Source organism: Candidatus Thiodiazotropha sp. CDECU1, assembly GCF_963455295.1.
In the GTDB taxonomy this organism is placed as follows: domain Bacteria; phylum Pseudomonadota; class Gammaproteobacteria; order Chromatiales; family Chromatiaceae; genus Thiodiazotropha.
In genome coordinates this window covers 3,098,662-3,122,470 of record NZ_OY734020.1, presented here as the reverse complement: position 1 = coordinate 3,122,470, position 23,809 = coordinate 3,098,662, and the positions used below count along the sequence as shown (strand labels likewise).

General features: G+C 50.8%; 20 protein-coding genes. 11 read left to right on the top strand and 9 right to left on the bottom strand.

Going from position 1 to position 23,809, the window contains the following annotated elements; genetic code table 11:
• Window positions 1-83 precede the first annotated feature (83 nt).
• From R2K28_RS14170 to gspG, 8 genes are read right to left on the bottom strand one after another with little or no spacing between them, the layout of a single operon-like run.
• A complete protein-coding gene (locus tag R2K28_RS14170) occupies window positions 84-839 on the bottom strand; it encodes a type II secretion system protein N (RefSeq protein ID WP_316365344.1) in 756 nt (251 codons plus the stop codon).
• Window positions 839-1,330 (bottom strand): type II secretion system protein M, encoded by a 492-nt coding sequence (locus R2K28_RS14165; RefSeq protein ID WP_316365342.1) that lies wholly within the window; start codon window positions 1,328-1,330, stop codon window positions 839-841. Before R2K28_RS14165 ends, R2K28_RS14170 begins: the two co-directional genes overlap by 1 nt.
• Entirely contained in the window at window positions 1,327-2,556 is a 1,230-nt protein-coding gene (gene gspL, locus R2K28_RS14160; protein WP_316365340.1) for a type II secretion system protein GspL, read from the bottom strand. Before gspL ends, R2K28_RS14165 begins: the two co-directional genes overlap by 4 nt.
• On the bottom strand, window positions 2,556-3,548 hold the full coding sequence (gene gspK / locus R2K28_RS14155) for a type II secretion system minor pseudopilin GspK (RefSeq protein ID WP_316365338.1): 993 nt from the start codon (window positions 3,546-3,548) through the stop codon (window positions 2,556-2,558). The genes gspL and gspK overlap by 1 nt, the downstream gene beginning before the upstream one ends.
• 6 nt (window positions 3,549-3,554) lie before the next feature.
• Window positions 3,555-4,196: a type II secretion system minor pseudopilin GspJ gene (gene gspJ, locus R2K28_RS14150; RefSeq protein WP_316365335.1), complete on the bottom strand. Its 642-nt coding sequence runs from the start codon at window positions 4,194-4,196 to the stop codon at window positions 3,555-3,557.
• An 8-nt stretch (window positions 4,197-4,204) separates the two neighbouring features.
• On the bottom strand, window positions 4,205-4,621 hold the full coding sequence (gene gspI / locus R2K28_RS14145) for a type II secretion system minor pseudopilin GspI (RefSeq protein ID WP_316365332.1): 417 nt from the start codon (window positions 4,619-4,621) through the stop codon (window positions 4,205-4,207).
• Window positions 4,605-5,123: a type II secretion system minor pseudopilin GspH gene (gspH, locus tag R2K28_RS14140; protein WP_316365331.1), complete on the bottom strand. Its 519-nt coding sequence runs from the start codon at window positions 5,121-5,123 to the stop codon at window positions 4,605-4,607. Before gspH ends, gspI begins: the two co-directional genes overlap by 17 nt.
• The gene (gene gspG, locus R2K28_RS14135) at window positions 5,120-5,497 is read right to left on the bottom strand and encodes a type II secretion system major pseudopilin GspG (RefSeq protein ID WP_316369747.1); all 378 of its coding nucleotides are present in this window, start codon (window positions 5,495-5,497) and stop codon (window positions 5,120-5,122) included. The genes gspH and gspG overlap by 4 nt, the downstream gene beginning before the upstream one ends.
• A 427-nt stretch (window positions 5,498-5,924) precedes the next feature.
• Between gspG and prsK the strand changes: the two genes are divergently transcribed.
• The 11 genes from prsK (at window position 5,925) to R2K28_RS14080 (ending at window position 23,426) form a co-directional block, all read left to right on the top strand.
• Complete coding sequence (gene prsK / locus R2K28_RS14130; RefSeq protein ID WP_316365329.1) at window positions 5,925-8,030, top strand: XrtA/PEP-CTERM system histidine kinase PrsK; 2,106 nt, start codon at window positions 5,925-5,927, stop codon at window positions 8,028-8,030.
• Between the two features lie 23 nt (window positions 8,031-8,053).
• Window positions 8,054-9,394, top strand: coding sequence for a PEP-CTERM-box response regulator transcription factor (prsR, locus tag R2K28_RS14125; protein WP_316369746.1), 1,341 nt, complete (start codon window positions 8,054-8,056; stop codon window positions 9,392-9,394).
• Window positions 9,395-9,452: 58 nt separating this feature from the next.
• Window positions 9,453-12,269, top strand: a complete 2,817-nt coding sequence (prsT, locus tag R2K28_RS14120; protein WP_316365327.1) for an XrtA/PEP-CTERM system TPR-repeat protein PrsT — start codon at window positions 9,453-9,455, stop codon at window positions 12,267-12,269.
• A gap of 40 nt (window positions 12,270-12,309) precedes the next feature.
• Complete coding sequence (locus R2K28_RS14115; RefSeq protein WP_442871444.1) at window positions 12,310-12,951, top strand: XrtA/PEP-CTERM system exopolysaccharide export protein; 642 nt, start codon at window positions 12,310-12,312, stop codon at window positions 12,949-12,951.
• A gap of 29 nt (window positions 12,952-12,980) precedes the next feature.
• Window positions 12,981-13,922 carry an XrtA-associated tyrosine autokinase gene (locus tag R2K28_RS14110; RefSeq protein ID WP_316365324.1) on the top strand — a complete coding sequence of 314 codons (942 nt, stop codon included), beginning with the start codon at window positions 12,981-12,983 and terminating at the stop codon, window positions 13,920-13,922.
• Between the two features lie 521 nt (window positions 13,923-14,443).
• A complete protein-coding gene (locus R2K28_RS14105; protein ID WP_316365321.1) occupies window positions 14,444-15,541 on the top strand; it encodes a Re/Si-specific NAD(P)(+) transhydrogenase subunit alpha in 1,098 nt (365 codons plus the stop codon).
• A 43-nt stretch (window positions 15,542-15,584) separates the two neighbouring features.
• Window positions 15,585-15,872, top strand: coding sequence for a proton-translocating transhydrogenase family protein (locus tag R2K28_RS14100; protein WP_069121713.1), 288 nt, complete (start codon window positions 15,585-15,587; stop codon window positions 15,870-15,872).
• A gap of 11 nt (window positions 15,873-15,883) precedes the next feature.
• On the top strand, window positions 15,884-17,284 hold the full coding sequence (locus R2K28_RS14095; RefSeq protein WP_316365318.1) for an NAD(P)(+) transhydrogenase (Re/Si-specific) subunit beta: 1,401 nt from the start codon (window positions 15,884-15,886) through the stop codon (window positions 17,282-17,284).
• 289 nt (window positions 17,285-17,573) lie between these two features.
• Complete coding sequence (gene hrpA / locus R2K28_RS14090) at window positions 17,574-21,485, top strand: ATP-dependent RNA helicase HrpA (RefSeq protein ID WP_316365315.1); 3,912 nt, start codon at window positions 17,574-17,576, stop codon at window positions 21,483-21,485.
• A 415-nt stretch (window positions 21,486-21,900) separates the two neighbouring features.
• Window positions 21,901-22,389 carry a YchJ family protein gene (locus tag R2K28_RS14085; protein ID WP_316365313.1) on the top strand — a complete coding sequence of 163 codons (489 nt, stop codon included), beginning with the start codon at window positions 21,901-21,903 and terminating at the stop codon, window positions 22,387-22,389.
• A gap of 401 nt (window positions 22,390-22,790) precedes the next feature.
• Window positions 22,791-23,426, top strand: coding sequence for a lytic transglycosylase domain-containing protein (locus R2K28_RS14080; RefSeq protein WP_316365311.1), 636 nt, complete (start codon window positions 22,791-22,793; stop codon window positions 23,424-23,426).
• A gap of 35 nt (window positions 23,427-23,461) precedes the next feature.
• On the opposite strand, the gene R2K28_RS14075 is transcribed toward R2K28_RS14080, so the two are convergent.
• Window positions 23,462-23,803, bottom strand: a complete 342-nt coding sequence (locus tag R2K28_RS14075) for a PilZ domain-containing protein (protein WP_316365310.1) — start codon at window positions 23,801-23,803, stop codon at window positions 23,462-23,464.
• Window positions 23,804-23,809: the final 6 nt, after the last annotated feature.

Genomic DNA, 23,809 nt, shown 5'->3' with positions numbered 1-23,809 from the left:
TGCATTATATATTAGCAGATGATGGGGCGTTGGCATACAGGCCTGTATTGGCCTGGTTAGTCGCTCCCGATCACAGAAAACATCTATAGACTACCGCTGAAACTGATACGATAACTACCATCAGGTTGGCTTTTTGCAACGGCCTTCAAAGCGTTGCTCAAACCGGGGTCAGACCCCGCGCCAGGTTTGATGGCGCCGCTCAGATTATAGTTTCCCTCGTTTGTGAGACTCAGTTCACCATCCACCGAGGTGCCTCCGCCCAGATCATTGATCTTGATATTTATATTGCCGTTATCGTCGGTTTTCACATCAGCTTTAAGATTGCCCTCTTTAAGACTGAATGGACTCAGCAGTGCGGGATTGAGCCACTGGATCTCTCCTTCTGCCGAGGTGACACGCTGTGTCTCTATGGCGATATGATCAAGATCGAGATCAACCTCACCATCAACACTGATCTGATTGAGCTTCGCCAGCTTGGCGATCATAGATGCCGGCAGTTGTCCCTCTACACTATTCAATAGCAAACTACCGCCAAGGGTGCGGGCTAAATTGACATCGACCTTGTGATTCATGTGCCGCAATTCAAGGTCGAAACCGATTCTACCGAGTAACAGGCCGCTGGGGGTGAAGCGCCATTTCAATTTGTCGAGGGGGGTTCCCTGGTAGTTAATGGCCTCCATTTTGCCTCGCCAGAGGCTCCCTTTGATACTGGTGTAGGAAAAGGGTAGTTTGCCGTTATCGGCCAGGGCCCAGCCCACGATGTGTTGTGCCGGTATCTCCACAAGCAGAAAAATCAGGTAACCACCCAGACCGATCAATAGATAACTCCACCAGCGCATCAGGATTCTCCCTCCCGCTGCAGCACCAGTCGTGCATTGACCAACCCCGATTTTTCTTGCCTGTCGATGGTCAGGGAGTCGATCTCGATGGCATGGGTCTGGGTCAGTTCTCCCAGCCATTTTAGGATGGTGTCGAATGGGGCCTGCTCGACCCACAATTGAACCCCATTGTCTCCCTGGGGTTTGATGCGCTGGATCTGCTGTCTGAGTTGAATCTTCTTTGCCGTTCTGTCGACCAATGTGAGCAGTGCTTCGTTGCTGCTGGCGCCACGACCCTTCTGTTCACTGCGCAGGCGCTTGACCAGACCGAGATTGTCCTGCATCCAGCTCAGGGTGACTTGCTGACTCTCCACCAACAGGGACTGCTTTTCCAGTGCCTGATTGAATGGCCGCCACATAAGCAGATAGACCAGTAGCAGTAAGATGGCTGCTGCACCGATGATCATGGCCATGTGCTCCTGGGGCGTTTTTGACTGCCACCACTCTTTCATGGACTTACTCCAGTGATTCGAATATGGGATGTGACCTGGTTTCCGGTGGCATTGGCCGAACGGATCTCTACCGCCAGTTTTTTGGCCTCGATGGTCTGTTTCAAATTCTCCAATGCCTGCAGCTCTTTGATGGTTAATTGCAGATCGAGCTTTCCATCCCGGAAGCTGATGCTTTCCAGGGTGGTATTGGGACTGCTTTTAATCACCGAAGCGGCAGGTACGAAAAGGCTGGCAAATTGAATGAAACTGCCGGACTCTCCGCGGCGCAGTTGCTTCAACTTCTGCTCCATCTGTACCTTGGGATCGACAACCCGTTTTACCTCTGGGAAGGCCTGTTGAAAGGTCTCTCTTATCTGCTTTTGCAGTGCAATGCTCTGTTGTTTGTTTTCGCGATATTCCTGAACGCTCAACAGCAGGCTGAGACCAATGAATATCGCCGCCAACACGGCAGCGGGAAGCCATCGCTTCCATTGCAGAGTCAGCTTGTCAACCCGTAGATAGTCGCCCTGGAGGAGATTGATCTGCTGTTTTTCGAAGAGATTGTCAGCCAGGAGGGCGGTCAGTTCGGTGGGTGAATCGAGTTGCCTGGTGTTGACTTCGTAGTCACCGTCAAGCTGGGATAGATCGATCAAATCCTGTGTGTCACGGAGATGGTAGAGATCGATTTTGCCGGGGGGTTGCACGCCCTCTTGTTGGAGCGCCAGTCTGAGCGTCGCCTCGCCGTTGATGGCGTCGACACTGAAGCCAGTCTCCCCATTGGTGCGGACATTCAGAATATGATTGTCCTGATAGAGGGTCCAGGCGTCACTCTCGTGGGGTAGTGAGAGCAGGTCGACGTAGATACCGATAGGCTGGATACCCGCTGTTTCAAGCATCCCCAACCAGTGTTCGAGCCTCTGTTTGGCGATCACCAGGACCGGGGTAATGTTCTCTTTGTTCATATTGCCGGCGGCAAAGTGAAGCTGAGCGATATCCTCGGTGAGTTCGTTCTCAAGCGAGAATGGGATCGCCTGAATAAGGCGTTGACGATTTTTGGTAGGGATCCTTACCTCTGTGATGAGCAGCTCGGTGGCGGGAATGATAACCAGGGTGCGCCTGCCCTTGGCCAGTTTCGCGGCTTCCACCAGGGTGCCTTCGGCTGGTTGCGGATTGATGCTGCCTTTGACCACCCAACTGACATTGCTGCAGTCACTGTCATGGCACTGAATTATCATGCGCTCAGCCATTAGAAAGCTCCGAGGGTACGGGAGATGACAATTACATCCTCATCACCCTTATACAACAGACTTACCAGTCGTTGGCTACTGCTTTCCATTCGAACAACCGTCTCCATTTGAAAATATTGACTCTCAACTGAGATTAGCGAGGTTATTTGATCAGATTTTACTTTATTTTCGTCCAAAAGTGCTTTTAGTTTTTGCACAAATGCATTTGGTTGCGTGAACGGTTCCTCTTCTCGCTCGCTTATCAACTGTTCTGCATCGGCTTGGTTCAGGTTTTCGGCCAATGCTTGAATGATTAGCGCATCTGCGGTATTGACATTGATCTTGGTCTGCTCGGGCAGGGTGGTGATATATGGGGCCAGCTTCTCATAGACCTCCCGGTCCACGCCCTTTATCAGCCTTAGTTCGGTTGGACTTGCCATGAACCCGTTCGCGGTACGGTAGGGTTGATCCAGATCGAGATACTCCAGATCTTCCGCGCCGTCAGGGTAGAGCGACTTGATATCCTCATCAAGCCAGTCGGCGGTTGCTTGAGCAATCGACTCCGGTAGCTCCAAGATCGCCAGTAATCGCTGGAACAGGGCCAGATTGTCATTCGCTACCTGTTTATCCGCATCACTGGCGTCTTCGTTCAAGTAGAGGTTGTTGAGGTTGAATCTGGCCTGTAGGCAAGTTGTAACGGCTTGTACCTGGCCACCCTCGACCGGGGTTGGTGGAAGCTCTTGGGCCCAGTCCTCATCAAGACCGTCATAGTTCCCGTCCTGCTTTTTGTTGTTCAGATCCCGGATCAGCATGCCACGTGACCAGGCTTCACTACCCAGGGTATAAAGATAGCCCTGGTCGGCAGCGAAAATATTACTGCTGCGGCGAATGTTCAACTGCAGTTCATGAGTCATGGCCACGGCGGCGATGGATGCTATCGAGACAATCACGATGGCGGTGATCAGGGCGACACCCCTTTCATGAATCGAACTGCGAATCGGTATACCTGACATTTGATTTTATTCGTCCGCTACCGGGATCGCCCGTGCCGCTCGAAACAGACGCCGAATCGTACCCCAGTCCTTGAGTTCCAGCTTGAGTTCGATGGAGACCGGTAGTGTGCTTGGATCTTCATCCTGGCCACCGCTTGTCCGGGGTGGCCATTCCCGTTTCTCCTGCAGCGCCTTATCGTAGAAAACCAATTCCAGGGATGCGATATCTCCGATCAGTTTCTGTCGGTAAGGTTCGCTCTCCTGTGATCTGTCCAGGGTTGGCCAGGTGAGTCTGTAGAGGGTGTTCTCCTCAAAGGTATAGCCGACACGCTGTAGATTGCTGCGTGGCAATTGCATCGGATTGGAAAAGCCGTCCCGCGTCAGCTCCAGCAGGATGTCTGAAATACCGCCACTCTTCAGGGCAGGCTGTTGATCACCGTATTCATCCCGCACCGGTCGAGCCACTAACTGCTCAATATCTCTCTGCATGAGATTGAGCCCGAGTTGAAGCTTGGAGATGCGTTGACTGTATTGACTGGTCTGATGCTCAGTGTCGAGGACAACCTTGAGGCCCGTATAGACGAATGTAGCCAGAATCGCGAAAATCATCATGGCGATCAGTAATTCGAGCAGAGTGAAGCCATGACAACGGGGAGGGTGATTTGGCATAACCCTATTCATATCGGTTGGGAGATAAAACTCACAAGCCGCGTTACAGCATCATCATCACCCCGCTCGCGAAATACAGCGATTTCCACCTTGCGTACGCGATCATCCGGGGTTTTGCTGACGCTTCTCTGCCAATGCCATTTGTGCAGACCCATCTCTTCGTCACCCTGCTTCTTGCCGATTGCCAGCCATTCGCTATTGATCTGCAGTTCGGTGATCTGGTTCATGGCTACCCAGTGTGCCAGGGTTTTATCTCTTAAGTAGCCAACGTTGACAGACTGGTTGGCAGCAACCGTGATGATTGAGGCGAAAGCAATAGCCAGGATGGCCAAGGCAATCAGGATCTCCAGGAGGGTAAATCCCTTTGATCTCAAGATGGTGGGCCGGGTCACACCGGTCCGGGGAAGGTCAATAGGGTGCGACATGATCAAGCACACGCTCCCCCATTTCGGTTCCGGTCAGCCGATAGTAACTATCGATCAGATCCGAACTGAGCTTTAATTCAAAGGGGGTCATCTCGCCGCTGTTGAGTAATATGATTTCGGGTACGTTCTCCTCTTCATCCTCACCCACTTGCTGGGTGGAGGCAATACTGAAGAGCATGCCTTCGGGCAACTGGCGTGAACGAAAAAGGTTATCGTCCATTGGTTGCCATACCCCCTCTTCCAAGCGCAGGAATCCATACTCCTCCTCACCGATATCGACCCCAATCAATACCGATCTCAGCAGGGCCTCTTCACTTGCCAGCCCGATCAGGCTGGATAGTCGCTGGGCCTCGGTCTTCAGCAGGTCCTCTGGAGTATTGCTTCTGAAAGAGAGGGTGACGTAGTTGATCAGGATACCGATGATGATGACCACTACCATCACCTCAATGAGCGTAAACCCTCGCTGGATGGAGCATGAGAAGGGTGAGGATTTAGCGCTCACTCCAGATTCCAGTTCCCAAGATCGTCATCGGCGGATTGGGGATCGAGCCCCGCCGAGTAGATATCGATCGTACTGTGTGTGCCCGGGCTGAGATACAGATAGGGATTGTTCCAGGGATCCATGGGCAACCGATCCAGGTAACCACCCTCTTTCCAATTCCTCGGTTCTGGGGAATCGGTTGGCTTGTTTACCAGGGCCTCGAGACCTTGGTCGGTTGTGGGATAGGTCATATTGTCAAGCCGATAGAGATTGAGTGCCGCTTCCAGGGCACGGATATCGCTTTTTGCCTTGGTGATTCGGGCCTGTTCCGGCCTATCCATGATTTTAGGGACAACAATTGCCGCGAGGATACTGAGTATGACCACGACGACCATCACTTCTATCAGGGTGAAACCTTTGTTTTTAAAACGATTTCCCTTTTTTCGTCTGGTCTCGGCGTGAGCCGGACAGGTGGATATTATTGTGTGTGCTGCTTTTTTCATAATGGTTTCGAACCCGTAGTATTTATCTCTGTTTGATGCTGGGCTATTATCGAGGGAATCTGCTATGGAATCTAGATTCATCTGCAAATCCGCCCCAAAGGGGTGATTCAGTTCACCATCCCATATAATATTGAGTATCCGTTGCTTACCCTAATCATCACAGTATTTGATAACCTATTGAATGACAAGGATTTCATCTAATCGTGCAGGATAGCTTTAAGTGAATGTGGTTACAGGTATTCAGGATAGTACGTACATCAATGTGGGTAAAAGTTCATTCTGCATGAAAGCGTAGGAATCTCCAGAGAGGATTAGCTGCTTGAGTATTGGAATCATCGGTTACGCCATATCGGCCACTCTTTTCCTGCTCTTCAGCGTGATGCTTGTTACCAGCTGGCGTGGACGAATAGAGGGAATCTATTTATTGACCGCTTCTGTGACGACAGCCTGCTGGGCGCTGAGCGCTGTTGCACTGCAGGTGGATGAATCCGAACTCACGCGAGCTACCTACCAAGTTGCTGAGATAGCAAGGAACATTGCGTGGTTTGCTTTCCTGTTTCGCCTCTTGGGGAACCTGGATAAGTCAAGCGGTTACCTGCGGCGGGAATTGGCCTTTATTCCACTTGTTATGCTCTTCAGCTCCATCATCTTGATATTGATCGAGCCGTTGACACAATTCATTCCCGCGCTGGGCGCAAGAGAGCGCTTTGCGAGCTTACCCTTAATTGGCTATCTCGGATTTGCCATCACCGGCTTGACTCTGATCGAACAGCTCTATCGCAGCACAAGGCCGGATATGCGCTGGGCTGTCAAATATCTCTATCTCGGAATGGGCGTCCTGTTTGTCTACGATTTTTTCCTCTACGCAGAGGCTTTGATGTTTAACAAGGTGGACGCTACGTTGTGGCAGGCGAGGGGCTTGACTAGCGCACTGGCCGTACCTTTCGTGGCGATTGCAGCAACCAGAAATCCCAGTTGGTCTGTGCGCGTCTTTGTCTCTAAGCAGGTGGTATTTCATGCTACCACTATCATAGCCGCAGGGGCCTATTTGGTGATCATGGCGGCAGTGGGTTATTACATCCGCTTTTACGGTGGGAGTTGGGGCAAAGCAACACAGATCGCCTTTGTCTTCGCGGCAGTCGTGTTTCTCGCTACCATATTATTCTCAGGGAATCTGCGCTCAAAGGTTAAGGTATTTGTCAACAAACACTTCTTCAGCTACAAGTATGACTGGCGGGATGAGTGGTTGCGGGTGGTTCAGACCCTCTCCGATGGTAGAGGTGGTAAGGCGATTCGCGTTCGGGTTATCCAGGCGCTCTCTGATTCGATCGATGCGGGTGGGGGTTATCTCTGGATGACGGACAATGTTGGCAGCTACCAGTGTGTCAGTCACTGGCAGACGTCGCCGATAACTATCTCATTTGATACTGATGACCCGTTAGTGACCTACTTCTCCAAGAGCGACTGGATCATCGATTTCGATGAATACAGAAAATTTCCAGAACGATATGAAGGTCTGAAACTGGGTGCTGAGATTGTTGCAATCGAAGGGGCCTGGTTAATCGTACCCATCAAACACCACGAGCAACTGCTTGGTTTTGTCTTGTTGACACAATCAAATCTATCCAAGTCGATCAATTGGGAGGATCGGGATCTGATCAAGGCTTCGGCAAAACAGGCCGCTAGTTATCTGGCGTTGCTGCAAACCTCGGAGGCATTGAATCAGGCTAATCAATTTGAAGCATTCAACAGGCTTTCAGCATTTGTGGTGCATGACCTGAAAAACCTGATCGCTCAATTGGAGTTGGTGGTGAAGAATGCCGAACGGCATAGAAATAATCCTGAATTCATGGATGATGCGGTTAAAACCATTGGCAATGCAGTCAGTAAAATGGGACGATTACTTACCCAGTTGAGACAAGGAAGATTCGAGTCAACGAAGACAAAGCAGTTTTATGTGGAAGAGTCAGTTGCGCAGGCAGTGAATGAGCTGTATGCATATTTACCCAAGCCGCGACTTAGTATCAATGCCAATTACCTGGAAATCATCGCCGACAAGGATCGCTTTACAGCCATTATGGTGCATATGATAAAAAATGCACAAGAGGCGTCGCAGGAGGATGGTCGGGTCGATGTAACGGTAGATCGTATCGAAGATAGTGCAGTTATTACGATTGAGGATAGTGGGATCGGCATGGACGAATCGTTCATCAAGGAAAAGTTGTTTCGCCCGTTTCAAACAACAAAAGGAAATGCAGGGATGGGGATTGGGGTTTATGAAACCAAGGAATACGTTAATTCCCTGAATGGCAGTATCAAGGTAGATAGCAGTATGGGAACTGGGACTAAATTCGAGATAATTATACCGCTTGAGGTCGCAAGACAGGCAACGGACACACACATATCTACCAGAGCAGAGGCGTAGTTGTGGCTAAAGCTAATAAAGATCTGAAATCACTTATAATAGTTGAGGATGATCCCGGGTTGCAAAGCCAACTCAAATGGAGTTTTGACGGTTATGATGTGCATATCGTCGGCGATAGGGTGAGCGCAATAAACTGTGTTCGCAAAACATCGGCACCTGTAGTTACCCTTGATCTCGGATTACCACCTGATCCCACCAATGTCAGCGAGGGATTTGCGGCATTGCAAGAGATTTTGAATTTAGTTCCACAAACAAAAGTCATTGTAGTCACTGGTAATGATGATCGTGAGAATGCGCTCAAGTCAATTGAATTGGGTGCCTACGACTTTTATCAAAAACCGATAGATCCTGATGTGTTGCGGGTTATTATCGAGCGTGCATTTAATGTTTATAGCCTGGAGGATGAGAACCGCAGGTTGCATAACATTCAGCGCAATTCACCGCTCGACGGTGTCATAGCAAATAGTCCGGAAATGCTGGAAATTTGCAGAATAATCGAAAAGATCAGCCCAACAGACATTACGGCATTACTTCTGGGCGATAGCGGAACCGGCAAAGAGGTGCTTGCCAGGTCAATCCATGCCCTGAGTGATAGAAAAAATGAAAAGTTTGCCGCGATAAACTGCGCATCAATTCCAGAAAACCTTTTAGAAAGTGAGCTTTATGGCTACGAAAAAGGTGCGTTTACCGGCGCCTCGAAAAAGACTATAGGAAAGATCGAGTCAGCAAACGGGGGCACTCTGTTTCTGGATGAGATTGGCGACATGCCGATTGGTTTACAGGCGAAGATGTTGCGATTCTTGCAGGAGAGGGTAATCGAGAGACTTGGTGGCAGGGAAGAAATTCCTGTGGATATCAGAGTTGTTTGTGCAACCAATCAGGACTTGGAAGAGAAAATTGCGCAAGGTGAATTTCGCGAGGATCTCTATTATCGGATCAGTGAGATTTCGATCAATATTCCCCCGCTAAGAGAACGTGCGGGGGATGCGGTCTTATTGGCTTGGTCATTTTTGAAGAAGTATGCAAAACAGAACTCTTCCAAAGTCAGCGGATTTACTGATGAAGCCTTGAAAGCCATCGAGGGTTATTCCTGGCCAGGAAATGTCAGGGAGCTGGAAAACAGAATCAAACGTTCCGTGGTTATGGCTGATGATCAATTGATCACTCCCAGTGAACTGCAATTGACTGAGAAGAGTGAAGATGTCATGCCGGTTAATTTGAGAGAGGTCAGAGAGCGGGCAGAGGCAACAGCGATAATTAGGGCGATGAGCTTCGTGGGTGGAAATGTTTCCAAGGCAGCAGATCTGTTAGGTATCAGTAGACCCACTTTATATGATCTGGTCAATAAATACGGTCTTAAATAGATCTGTCCTGGGGTTAACGAGTGGTAACAATATAGCTAGATAGTATGGTGGTTATGCAATGACAATGGCAGGGATTTACATTAAGCGGTTTAGCCTTTGGCTTTTTGTATTATGCATGTTCGCGCTTCAAATCACATTACCAGCATGCTCTGTCGGTAAAGATGATAAAGAGGCACTTACATCAGCTCAAACCAGTTTTGCAAATGGCAACTACTCGAAAGCGATGATAGAGCTCAAGCAGATACTACAGGATAACTCAGCTAATACGGAAGCCAGACAGTTGCTGGCCAGATGCTACTTGAAAAAAGGCGATGGATTTTCTGCAGAAAGGGAGATAAAGATAGTTTCGAGCGACAGGGCGCCAACAGCCGATGAGCAAACGATATTACTCTCTTCCTGGGAGTTGCAGGGGAAATACGAAGAAATCGTAGCGGCCTATGAACAGGATGGTTTGAATGACATTGAGCCTATGGCGATGTGGGCAGTAGTTTCGCATGCTTATATCAATGAAAAAAAGCTGGAGCAGGGAGCAGCCCTTGCCAGGAAGATGCTGGAAAAGGACCAGGACAGTGTCACCGCATTACGATCATTGGCTAAAGCGGCAAGAATACGGAATGATTATGCTGAAGCCATGGAATACCTGCTGCGTGCGATGGAGATAGATAAAGGGGACTACAAAGTATTGCGTGACTTGGCTGCTGTACATGTGCAGCTGGAAGATCATAACAAAGCGGTTGAGCTATTGGAGGGCGCGCTGTCACTGATCAACGAGAATGACCCTGAACAAGATGCATATCTCATCACAGTCAATCTTATCCACCTGTTTTTTCATCTGGAAAAGCTGGCTGAGAGCGAGCAATACATTCGAGACTTGGAGACTCGATACAAAAGTAATCCTTACGTAGATTATCTCACAGGTCTCTATAGCTACCTGAACAAGGATTATGAAGGTGCTGTCACCAAGCTGTCTCGGGCATATTCAGCTATGCCGAATCATCTGCCGACAGTCCTGTTGCTCGGTGCTCTGCACTTTTTCGAAAATAATCTAGAGCAGGCAAACATACTCCTTACGCGATATGTCAATCAGGTGCCTACCCATCTCCAGGCCAGAAAACTTCTTGGCGAAATCAAGTTGCAATTGGACAAGCCACGGGAGGTTCTGGCACTGCTTGAATCTGGAGCTGTCAATAGCAATGATGAACAGATTCTCACCATGATTGGCCGCGCAGCAAGTCAGTCTGGTGAGTACACACGAGGAATAGAGTTCCTTAAAAAGGCCGCCCATGACAATCCCAGCGATACCCGCATTCGTGAGGAGTTGGCTCGTCTCTATATTAATCATGGTTCTGTGGATGAGGCTATTACTGAATTGGAAGATGAGTGGGTAGGGGAGTCATCAAAGCGAGATACCCTGTTAATCCTCTCTTACATCAGGAAACAGGACTTTGATTCTGCACGCAAACTGTCTGATCAGCTATTGGATCGTGAAGGAGGGCGTCCAGTAGATCTCTATCTGCGGGCCATGATTGAGCTCTATTCGGGTAATAGAAATTCTGCAAGGCGGTTTTTTACTGACACAGTTAACAAAAATTCTGAATTTGTTCCCGCTCAATTGGCGCTTGCCAGAATGGACCTTGAGGACGGACGACTGATAGCAGGTAGCGACAGGCTCAATCTGGTTCTGGCTAGAGAACCAAAGAACGTTAATGCGATGATGCTTCTTGCTCAGATAAGCGAGCGTTCCGGTGGCCAGAAGGAGGCGCTGGCATGGTTGGAAAAAGCTGTTGAAACGGGTGACAATGCCTGGCTGCCACGGGTCATTTTGGCCAGATACTACCTAAGGCGCAAAGAGACGGAGAAGGCCGCAGCCTATCTTGACGACGAGGCGTTAAGGGAGAGCAGCAACCCTGCGGTCATATCCATGCTTGCCATGATTGATGAGCAGACAGGTAACTATAGCCAGGCAGAGTCAACAATTGGAAAACTGCTGGATAATAATCCGCAAAGTGAGATGGCCTATTTGCAACTGGCTAATCTGCAGACAAAGAGAGGCGATACGAAAGCAGCCAGGGTTACACTGCAAAGGTTGGATAAAGAGATACCCTCATCCCTTAAAGGCAAACTTTTACGATATAAACTGGAGATGCGGGAGCAAAACTATCAGCAGGTGGAGGTTGTTCTGGATCAGCTGATCAACGACGCTGAGACAAAATATGTCGGTGTGACCCTTCAGGGAAACTACTACGAGGCAAGGGGGAATATGGATAAAGCCATCAAGAGTCTTGAATCCTATGCCACACCTGAGGCGCCGTTTATGCTCATGCAGCAGCTTTCAGATTTGCATATTAAGAATGGGAATCCAGATAGTGCAATTAAATTGTTGACCAGTTGGAGAAAAGCTCACAAAAATAATCAACAGGCGCAGTTGGCACTGGCGATCGTCTATCAGACAATGGGGAAAGTTAATGCGGCTGTTAAGCTATATAATGATCTGCTTGAGGTTAACCCGCGAAACATCGTTGCCCTCAACAATTCAGCACTGCTAAATTTCGATCGGAATCCACGCATGGCGCTGGAACAGGCGAAACGGGCGTATGAAATTTCTGGCAATGCCTCCCCGTCGGTGGTAGATACTTTCGCCTGGCTGACACATAAATTGGGAGATACGGCGACGGCTTTGAAGATCTTGACCCCGATTATGGATAAGCACTCGGATCCGTCCATTCTTTACCACTATGCTGTTATGCTAGTGGGGTCGGACAAGGCAAATCAGGCACAGGATGTGCTGGTTAAAATCACCAAAGATCATAAGGATTTCCCCGAATCCGAGGCAGCTAAGAAGCTTTTGAGTGAGATCTCTCAAATTAAGGGTTAGAATAGTTGGAGTTAACATCGTTGAATATCAGGAATGCAATATGTTATCAATAGGTTACAAAAAAGCAGTGGTATGGATTTGGATCTTCTCGGCAAGCCTGCTGGCGGCATGTTCAAGTCCGCCTGAAATGACCTCACCTGCAAGTCAGGCCTCAGCCTCTGTGGCAGGGCCAGATTCACCGCTGTATGTCATAGGTCCTGGCGATACACTGAATGTTTTCGTCTGGGGAGACACTGAACTTTCAACCCAAGTGGTAGTTCGTCCAGATGGCATGATTACCACACCCTTGGTTGAGGACCTGCCTGCGAGCGGCAAAACACCGACTGATTTGGCCAGAACCCTCGAGGCAAAACTTTCCAAATTCGTCAAATCACCAAAAGTGACGGTCAGCGTGACAGAGTTCGTCGGTCGATATACAGAGCAGGTGAGGGTGGTAGGCCAGGCTTCGCAACCGCAGTCGATCAACTTCAGGGATGGAATGACACTGCTTGATGTCATTATTGCAGTGGGCGGTTTGACTGAATTTGCAGCGGGTAACAAAGCCAAGGTGGTGAGAAAGGTGAATGGAAAAACCACCGAGTATCGTGTCCGCCTGGACGATTTAATCAGAGATGGGGATATTTCTGCTAATGTTAAAATGATGCCTGGCGACGTTCTGATTATCCCGGAAACATGGTTTTAATACCCATCAGTTACAGGAAAGCGGTCTAGATGAGCAGCATTGAGAAAGCCATTGAAAGGTTAGCGAAAACCAAGTCGGATAAGAGCAAAGCGAATGATGCTATAAATCCAACTGGTACGGAGGCTCGTGAAAAAGCGGTCGATAGTAGCAAACCTGCAGTACACCAAACAAAGCCTGTCATGCAAGACGCTGGTGGGCAGTCTGCCAAGCCAACTATCCCCACCAGCAAGGAGTCTGTAAAGAGAGGTACGGCAAAAAAGATTCAACTGGACTACGAATCCCTGTCTCGAATTGGATATATCGTACCGCATGCTGGAAATAAGCAGCTCTCTGAAGAGTATCGAATCATAAAGCGCCCGATCATTATGAATGCACTAGGTAAAGGTGCGGCGCCTATTGAACATGGGAATCTGGTATCCATTTCCAGTTCACTGCCATCAGAAGGTAAAACATTTACCGCATTGAATCTGGCCTTGAGTATCTCTACAGAACTCGATTCGACCGTGCTCCTTATTGATGGCGATGTTTTACGTTACTCCTTGAGTAAACTGCTCGGTATAGAGGATGAAAAAGGTCTGATTGATGTCCTTGAAGATAAAAACTGTACCGTGGGTGATGTCATACTCGAAACACAGATTCCCAAGCTGAAGATAATAGCTGCAGGAAAACGTTCGGAAAAATCGACTGAATTACTTGCCAGTAAGGAGATGGAAGAGTTACTCAATGAGGTGGCGGTCAGGTACCAAGACCGAATCATCATTTTTGACTCTCCTCCACTGCTTTCAACCAGCGAGTCAATTGTACTGAATCAACACATGGGTCAGGTACTGGTTGTTGTGGAAGCCGGTGGAACACCAGTGGATGCGATAAAGGATACACTGAGCCGCTTGGACAGCGACAAGGCGATCGGCCTGGTACTGAACAAGAGCAGGGAAAGCCGTGGCGATAACTACTACGGTACCTACTATTAACGGCACCATCTAAAAGGGAAGCACCTAATCTAATTAAATTGCCGTCCCCCCTAAGCTCTCCTGTATAAACAGGTATGCCAACACCGTTGGCAGAGAAGTGGACCGTTTCTCACGGTAAACAATGATCAACTCAGTCCAGCGACTGATTCGATTTGCCTGCTCAATTACAAAAACATAAGTTGTGTTCACTGCTGTTTAACCGCAAAAGTCCTTACAAATTTAACCGAAAAATGTGAAAATATTCCCAAATATTACATTAATTTAACTATGGTTTTAGTTGGGTTTTGTTGTTCGTGGTCCCTAAACAACGAATTGTTTTGCTCCCATCTAAGGTTAGATAACTTACTGTTATTTAAGTGATAATAATATAGTTCACGGGGCTCGTGTCTATTTGAGTGCAGCATGATATGGGCGGGAATGGAGACATTTGGCTATTCTTGTGAATCAACCCATTAGGCTGGATAATGGGGCGCGCTTAACAGCGTACTATTACGATCTAAATTTGGCTGAGTAAAAAAAAGATGAAAATAGGCCTATTGAAAGAATCAGCGGTGGGGGAAAAGCGTGTCGCTCTCTCACCGGATATTGTCAAGAAACTGAGTAATAAAGGTTTCTCTATCAAGGTTACCGCCGGCGCGGGTGAAAACGCTGATTTCACTGATGATCAGTATCGGGATGCCGGGGCTGAGATTGTCTCGCCTGCAGAGGCATTGAAGGCCGATATTCTGGTGCGGGTACGTAAACCTTCAGCAAGCGAGGCCGATGAGCTACCCGAAGGTTCGTTATTGATTGCGCATATCGAATCCTGTGAGCTCGATGAGACCCTGAACACGCTCCTGGCCAAGCAGGTCATCTATCTCGCCATGGAGAGAATCCCCAGAATCTCAAGGGCCCAGGCAATGGACGCCCTCTCTTCTCAAAGTAATATCGCGGGTTATCGATCGGTCATCGAAGCAGCGCTCCACTACGGGCGTTTCTTACCCCTGATGATGACCTCGGCAGGCTCGGCCAAACCGGCGAGATTGGTGGTTTTGGGCGCCGGGGTTGCCGGCCTGCAGGCGATTGCAACCGCGAGACGTCTGGGGGCCGATGTGCTCGCCTATGACGTACGTCCGGAAACCAAGGAGCAGATCGAATCCCTGGGGGCCAAAGCCATAGAACTCGATATCGGTGAGAGTGGATCCGGTGAGGGAGGCTATGCAAAAGAGCTTTCCCAAGAGGCCAAGGCGAAACAGCAGCAAGCCCTTGCTGATGAGTTGAGCAAGGCGCATATCATTATCACTACCGCATTGATTCCCTGCCGTCCCGCGCCCGTGTTGGTTACCGAGGAGGTGATCAAAAACATGCGTGACGGTTCTGTAGTGATCGATCTGGCAGCGGCGACAGGTGGCAATTGTCCCTTGACCGAGGCCGACAAGGTGGTTGTAAAGCATGGTGTGACCATTGTCGGTCATACCAATTATCCCTCCATGGTGGCTTCTGATGCGAGTGCCTTCTATGGTGGAAATATCATGAACCTGCTGAATATCATGGTGGAGAAGGGTGAAGACGGCCTGTTGCTGAAGGATCTTGAAGAAGATGAGATCACCCAGGCTATGCGTCTGAGATCCGGGTCTTAAGTCAGCTCCATGTCACAAAAACAACCTATACGAGAGTGATCCCATGCCTGACACACTGGTTGCATTATACGTTTTCGTTCTTGCCTGTTTTATCGGTTACTGGGTGATATGGGGGGTAACCCCCTCGCTGCATACGCCTTTGGTTGCCCTGACCAATGCCATATCAGGCATTATCATCGTTGGTGCCCTGTTGGTGACCGGTCTGGAGACAGCGGGCACTGCCGCAGAGATTTTCGGTTTTGTCGCGGTATTGTTGGCTTCTATCAACGTTTTCGGTGGGTTCCTGGTAACCAACCGGATGTTGGCCATGTTCAAGAAAAAAGATAAGTGAGTGCCTGACCGATGGAGATTTCAGCAAATACCCAAGCGATTGCCTATCTGATATCAGCAATCCTATTCATATTCGCCCTCAAGGGTCTTACCCATCCGGCTTCGGCCCGCCGCGGCAATTATCTCGGCATGGCTGGTATGGCTATCGCCATCCTCGCCACCCTGTTCGGTAACGAAGTGCAGTCATACGGTTTCATCATCGTCGGTGTGGTGGTTGGTGCAGTGATCGGTACGGTCCTCGCCGCACGGGTGCAGATGACTGCAATGCCGCAACTGGTGGCGGCTCTGCATAGCTTCGTCGGTATGGCGGCGGTGTTGGTGGCTATCGGCACCTATCTCAATCATGATGCCGCGGGTACCCTCGATCCAGTCATGCTGGGTGAGTTATCGGCAGGTATCATTATCGGTGCGATTACCTTTTCCGGTTCGGTGGTAGCCTTCGCCAAGCTACAGGGATTGGTCAGTGGAGCGCCGGTTAAATTCAAGGGACAACATGCCCTGAATGCGGTTATCGCCATCGTCACGGTGTTGCTGGGGGTTCACTTCGGTATGACAGGGAGTATGATTTCCCTGGTGCTGATAACCCTGCTGGCATTCGTACTGGGCTTTACCCTGATTATTCCCATCGGTGGTGCGGATATGCCGGTTATCATCTCCATGCTCAACAGCTACTCGGGCTGGGCGGCGGCAGCGACCGGTTTTACCCTGGGTAATCTGCTGCTGATCATCGTGGGCGCCTTGGTCGGTTTTTCCGGTGCCATTCTCTCTTTTATCATGTGCCGGGCCATGAATCGTTCCATTATCAATGTGGTATTCGGTGGTTTTGGCAGTGAGTCGGACGGCGCTCCCAGTGCTGCCGGGGTGGCTGCGGAGAAGGGGGTCAAATCTGCCTCGGTGGACGATGCCATCTACTGGATGGAAGATGCCAGCAAGGTCATTATCGTACCGGGTTACGGTATGGCGGTGGCCCAGGCACAGCATGCCCTGAAGGAGATGATGGAGGAGCTTGAAGCACGGGATGTGACAGTGAAATTCGCCATTCATCCAGTTGCCGGGCGTATGCCGGGACATATGAATGTACTGCTAGCCGAGGCGGATATTCCTTATGACCATGTGATAGAGATGGATGAAATCAATTCTGAGTTTCCAACTGCCGATGTGACACTTGTGGTTGGGGCCAATGACGTGGTCAATCCGGCGGCCAAATCAGACTCCTCCAGCCCGATCTACGGTATGCCCATTCTGGAAGCGGCGAAATCGAGACAGGTCTATTTTCTTAAGCGCTCGATGAATCCAGGTTACTCGGGTGTCGATAATCTGCTTTTTTATCAGGACAACACCTCTCTCATCTTCGGTGATGCCAAGGATACGATCGAGGGTATGGTGACTACGCTCAAGGGTGGAGGGCATTGATCCTTACCTTATAAAGCGTATGCCGAATAGTTATCCAATCCACTTCTAATATGGTGCGGCAAGCCGCACCCTACATGTAATCGAAGCCTAGGGTGCGGTTTGCCGCACCGGAACCAGATTGTTTAGCCGTGATTGGTGGGGCAGGGCCCCACCCTACTGATCGGAACAGGGTGTAGGGTGGGGCCTGCCCCACCGAAATCTGGCTCTTAATCGGTGTGGTATATTGTTGGGTGATTGCAGAGCCAAGTACGATTCATATACAAGCATTGAACCCCCCTAAATTGTCACCGTGAGCGCGACTCTCAAAGATTTCCCCGATCCGCAAGAGATCAAGCAGTGCATGCTGCGGGATCGGCGCCGCCTGTTTCGACAACTGCGCAATCTGAGAAAGAACCAAGCCAGGGGTGGTGACTATTCACCAGGGCTGGTGAAGCTCTGGCACTCGATCCGGGATTCTCAGCAATGCCTTAAGCTGCGGCGCGAGAATCTGCCGCAAATCTCTTATCCCGATGTGTTGCCTATCAGTCAACGGGTGGATGAGATAAAGGCGCTGATTCAGGATAACCAGGTGGTTGTGCTGTGTGGTGAAACCGGATCGGGTAAATCGACGCAACTGCCCAAGATCTGTCTCGATCTCGGCCTGGGACAGTCGGGATACATCGGTCATACCCAGCCGCGACGGGTTGCGGCCAGGACCCTTGCAACACGGGTGGCGAGTGAACTGGGCTCTACCACCGGACAGGCGGTGGGCTATAAGGTGCGCTTCAACGACCGTGTCGGGCCGCATAGCTATATCAAGCTGATGACCGATGGGATACTGCTTGCAGAGATCCAGCAGGACCCCTATCTGAATCAATACGACACCTTGATCATCGACGAGGCCCATGAGCGTAGTCTGAATATCGACTTCCTGTTGGGTTACCTGAAACAGCTGAGGGTCAAGCGTTCCGATCTGAAACTGATCATCACTTCGGCCACCATAGATCCGCAACGCTTTTCCGAATATTTCAATGCTGCACCCATCGTGGAGGTGTCGGGTCGTACCTATCCGGTGGAAACGCGCTATCGACCACCGCTGGAGGGGGCTGAGAACGAGCGGGATGATCCTTTGCAACAGGCCATAGTGGATGCGGTGGATGAGCTGTCGCTGATCGATCGAGGCGACATCCTGGTCTTTCTCAGCGGCGAGCGTGAGATACGTGAGACGGCGGAGAACCTGCGTAAACATAAACTACCCGCCACGGAAGTGCTGCCGCTCTATGCGCGGCTCAGTATCGAGGAGCAGAACCGGGTATTCAAGTCCCACTCGAGCCGGCGCATCGTATTGGCCACCAATGTGGCTGAAACCTCCCTCACCGTACCGGGCATACACTATGTCATCGATACGGGATATGCGCGCATCAGCCGCTACAGTCACCGTAGCAAGGTACAGCGCCTGCCCGTGGAAAGGATCGCCCAAGCCTCGGCGGATCAACGCAAGGGCCGTTGCGGCCGGCTCGCGGCCGGGGTCTGTATCCGCCTCTTCACGGAAGAGGATTTCGAGGCGCGCAGACCCTTTACCGAACCTGAGATACAGCGCACCAATCTGGCCTCTGTGATCCTGCAGATGAAACTGCTCGGATTGGGAGAGATCAGTCACTTCCCCTTCATCGATCCCCCGGATCACCGCCTCATCAAGGATGGGTATAGGATCCTGGAAGAGATTGGCGCGGTTGCGGTTGACCATAAGGTGACCCGTCTAGGACAGCAATTGGCCAGGCTACCCGTGGATCCGCGCATCGGCAGGATGCTCCTGTCAGCGGCCCATGGCCACTGTTTAAGAGAGGTAATGGTGATCGCCGCCGCCCTGAGTGTGCAGGACCCGCGGGATCGTCCGGTGGAGAAGCAGCAGTTGGCGGACGAGGCCCACGCTAAATTTCGCCATGAGCAGTCCGATTTCCTGAGTTATCTGTCGCTCTGGGAGGAGGTTGAGGAGCAGCGAAAACATCTCTCGAAAAACAAATTTCACCGCTGGTGCAAGCGTCAGTTCCTCTCCTGGAACCGGGTGCAGGAGTGGCACGACATTCATCGCCAATTACGCGCCCAGTTGCATGAGATGGGCTTACGCGAGAATAGTGCCGAGGCGGGTTATGAGGAGATCCATCGAGCCCTTTTGAGTGGGCTGTTGAGTCATATCGGGCTAAAGAGTAACAGTCACGACTATCTGGGGGCGAGGAACACCCGCTTTTTTATCTATCCCGGCTCCGGGCTCTACAAAAAACAGCCTAAGTGGGTGATGGCGGCGGAGTTGGTGGAGACCAGTAAACTCTATGCGCGAACCTTGGCAGTGATCCAACCCGAGTGGGTTGAGAGAGCCGCGGGACATCTGGTAAAGCGAAACTACTCGGAGCCCCATTGGGAAAAGAAGCGTGGCCAGGTGGCCGGGTATGAGAAAGTCACCCTGTTCGGTATCACCCTGATACCCCGTCGCAAGATCAACTTCTCCCCCATCGATCCGGTGGTCGCCAGGGAGATCTTCATCCGCTCGGCCCTGGTGGATGGTGACTTCCATACCCGGGCACCCTTCTGGCGCCATAATCAGGAGTTGATCGAAGCCGTTCACGACCAGGAAGCCAAGTCGAGACGGCGGGATATCCTGGTGGATGAGGAGCGTATCTATAGCTTCTACGATCAGCGCATACCTGAAGATATCTCTACAGCCCCGGGATTCGAAAAGTGGTTGCGGCAACAATCCAAGCAGCAGCCGAAACTCCTGTATATGGATGAATCCGACCTGATCAGGGACGCATCACAACGGGTCTCCGGCGAACAGTTTCCGGATCACCTGGATATCAATGGTATGCGGTTACCCCTGGAGTACGAGTTCGAACCAGGCAGCGCAAAGGATGGTCTTACCCTGATCGTTCCCCAGGATGTACTGAATCAGATCACCGAGGCGCGTCTGCAATGGTTGGTGCCAGGCTTGTTGCGAGAACGGGTAATCTCTTTGATCCGGGGATTACCCAAAACCCTAAGACGTTCATTCGTCCCGGTTCCCGATTTCGCAGACGCCTGTCTCGCTGACCTGCCGAGTAGCGAAAGGCCCTTGATACAGGTGCTGGGGGAGCGATTGAAACAACTCAGTGGCGTCCATATCCCTGAGGATGCCTGGAGCGAAGCCGATATCCCCACTCACTTGCGCATGCGGGTGCGGGTGGTCGATCAAGGGGGTGCCACCCTGGAGCAGGGGCGGGATCTGGCTGGTATGAAACGCCGCCATGCAGGCCAGCCACAGGCTGAGCATCGACATCTCGATTCCCCCGGTTTTGAACGCAGTGGAGTGCGGGATTGGGACTTCGGTGAGCTGCCGAAACAGATGGGTGTCGAGCAGGGAGGGATTGCACTCCAGGGCTATCCCGCCCTGGTGGATGAAGAGGAGAGTGTAGCGATTCGTCTACTCGATGCCGAGAGCAGTGCCTTGCGTGCCCACAAAGCGGGTGTACGACGATTACTCATGCTCAAGATGCCCAAGGAGATACGTTATCTGCGCAAGAACCTCAACCAACTCGACCGTATGCGTCTGCTCTATGCCAAGGTGCCACAGGGCGATGCAGAGCAACCGGGTGTGGTTCAGCAGGATCTTGAAGATGAATTGGTTGCGTTTATCGTCGATCGCACATTTCTCAATCAACTCCCGGAGATTCGTGACCAGGAGGGCTTTGCGAAACGACTGCACAGCAAGCGGGGGATGCTGATGGAAGAGGCGAACAGGAGCTGTCAACAGCTGTTGCAGATTCTGCAGCTGAGCCATCAAACCAGACAAGCGATAGCTGCCGTCACCCAGGTGAATTGGATGAGTTCTGTATTGGATATGCAGCATCAGCTGGAGCGCCTGGTCTATCGGGGATTTCTACAGCAGGTGCCGGACGCACGGCTGAATGACTATCCCCGATATCTGCAGGGTATATTGAAACGGGTTGAAAAGTTGCCCCATGCTGCAGCTAGGGACCAGCAGCGGATGCGAGAGATGGCGGAACTGCAGCAGCGATGGGAACAGTGGGACGGGCAATATCAGCAGAGTGGCCGGATTGATGAACGTATAGAGGAGCTGCGCTGGGGACTGGAGGAGTTGCGGATCTCCCTCTTCTCCCAGGAGTTGGGGACTGCTTATCCCGTCTCCATCAAACGGCTGCAGAAGCGGATCGAAGCGATGGGGCTATGATCAAGGGGAGTTGCGCCTGCCCAGCTGGGACATCAGGCTGATCCATCCAGTGTCATCAAGCTGTCATGGGAGGTTGGTAGAGTTGACGGCGTAGGAATGATCTCAGGGAATGCCTATACCGGTTAATTGAATAGAGGCGGACTCAACATGGGATCACTCCGTTTTTCCAGTCTATTGCCTCGATGATAGAGGCCTCAAAGGTGGGTAAAACCCACCTTTTTTTCATTCCAGCCACAAAAATTCCAGATCAACAGCATCAATATCCTGAATATCCCGGACAGTCCAGGCCATATTACTCTGCCGCATACGGGGTAACTTATGCTGTGTTGAAACACCGGCAGTTTAACCTGGTCTTGGTGTTAATCAGACGCTATGTTATTGTTCCCAAATAATAATTATTCATGTGGAGGAGATCATGGCTGGATGTTACTGTGGATCCGGTGTCGCCTATGAGAGCTGTTGCGGGCCAATCCATGAGGGCAGGGTAAAGGCAGAGACAGCCGAGCAGTTGATGCGAGCGCGTTACAGTGCTTTCGGTGCCAACCAGGCGGAGTTCTTACATCAATCCCTGCACCCGGATCATCGGCATGATCATGATGTTCAAGCCACCAGGCGTTGGGCGGAAGATTCCCAGTGGCTGGGGCTGCAAATTGTCAATGTGCAAGGGGGAGGAGAGAGCGACGAAGAGGGCAGTGTCGAGTTCATCGCCACCTATAAAGAGCAGGGAATGGTGAGGCCGCATCATGAAATCAGCCGATTTCTCAAACATGACGGGGCCTGGTATTTTGTCGATGGCCAGCTCGTGGCGCCAAAAACCGAGAAACGGGATCAGCCGAAAGTCGGGCGCAATGAACCCTGCCCCTGTGGCAGTGGCAAGAAATATAAGAAATGCTGTGGTGCCTGAACCGGAGAATCATTTGATTTCAAGTTTCTTCGGTTTTTGCCGACAATTGCCTTAGGGCCTGTTAACACTAATCCAATGCACACTGTTGTGCCTGAAAAAACGCCAATCAAGGCGCGAGGAGAGAAGTTTGGTCACTCCAAATGAACGACGAGCAACGCTGAGTGGCGCTTTTTCAGGCGCACCCCAAGGGCACTTCCTTCGGGGCGCAACCCGAAGGGCTGGGGCTGTTTTTGCGCCCAGCGGCGTTATCATTCGCTCATGTAGCCGGGCTACACCACGCTCATTCTGCCTTGCTGGGCGCAAAAACAGTCCCAGCAGAGTGCACCCCAAGGGCACTTCCTTCGGGGCGCATTGGATTAGTGTTAACAGGCCCTAGTTGATTCGATATGGGCCGGGATTACGTGATATCAAGATCTATCAGCGCTAAACGCATTTTCAAACAGCTACTCCTGCTGGGAGTCTGTCTGTGCCTGCCTATGTCCGCCATGGCTGAGATATACAAATATCGGGGAGCGAATGGCAGCATCCATTTCACCGACAAACCGATGAAGGGTAACTACCGCCTATTGTGGCGTAGTGGGAAGAAAAAGCGTAACAGTCATAACAACTACAGTTTGGCACGGATGCGAAAAAACAAGGCCAGGTTGACACCGGTAATCGATAATGTCGCCGAACAGTTCCATCTCCACCCGGGTTTACTGCATGCAGTGGTGATGGTCGAGTCGGCCTACGATCCGAAAGCGATTTCCAAGAAGGGTGCGCGCGGATTGATGCAGTTGATGCCGGCCACCGCCAATCGTTACGGTGTAACCGATTCCTATGACCCAACCCAGAATCTTCATGGCGGTGCTCAATATCTGAAAGATCTTTTGTTGCTATTCGAGTTCGATATCAAGCTTGCACTGGCAGCCTACAACGCAGGTGAAAATGCGGTAGCCAAATACGGCAACAAGATCCCACCCTATCCGGAAACACAAAACTATGTGAAAAAGGTGCTTAACGAGTTCGAGCGCAACCGTTTGGCGATGGTTAACTAATCCCTTCTCGCCTTTCTAAAGACCCTAAGCAGTCCCTAGTTGGAATGCCAATCAAGAATCAGCTCATCGATAATCAATACATTCTCAGCATCGATATCAATGATGTGAAACCCGCTCCAAAAACTATCGGGTTGGGAGGCTTCGGTACACCATACCGCTTCCGCAGCGAATGCGACCTTCTCTTGACCACTCTTCGGATTTGGAAGAACCAGATTGAGTTGATAGACAGAGCCTGTAACCATCGGTTCATCGCTCAATAACATCAGTCCTTCAGCACTGATGTTGACCACCCGGCCGATCTGACTGCCTGTTATTTGATCTGCAATGATCAGTACTTCGTTAGCTACTTTACGTGGAGAATGACGTTGTTCTTGCATGTAATC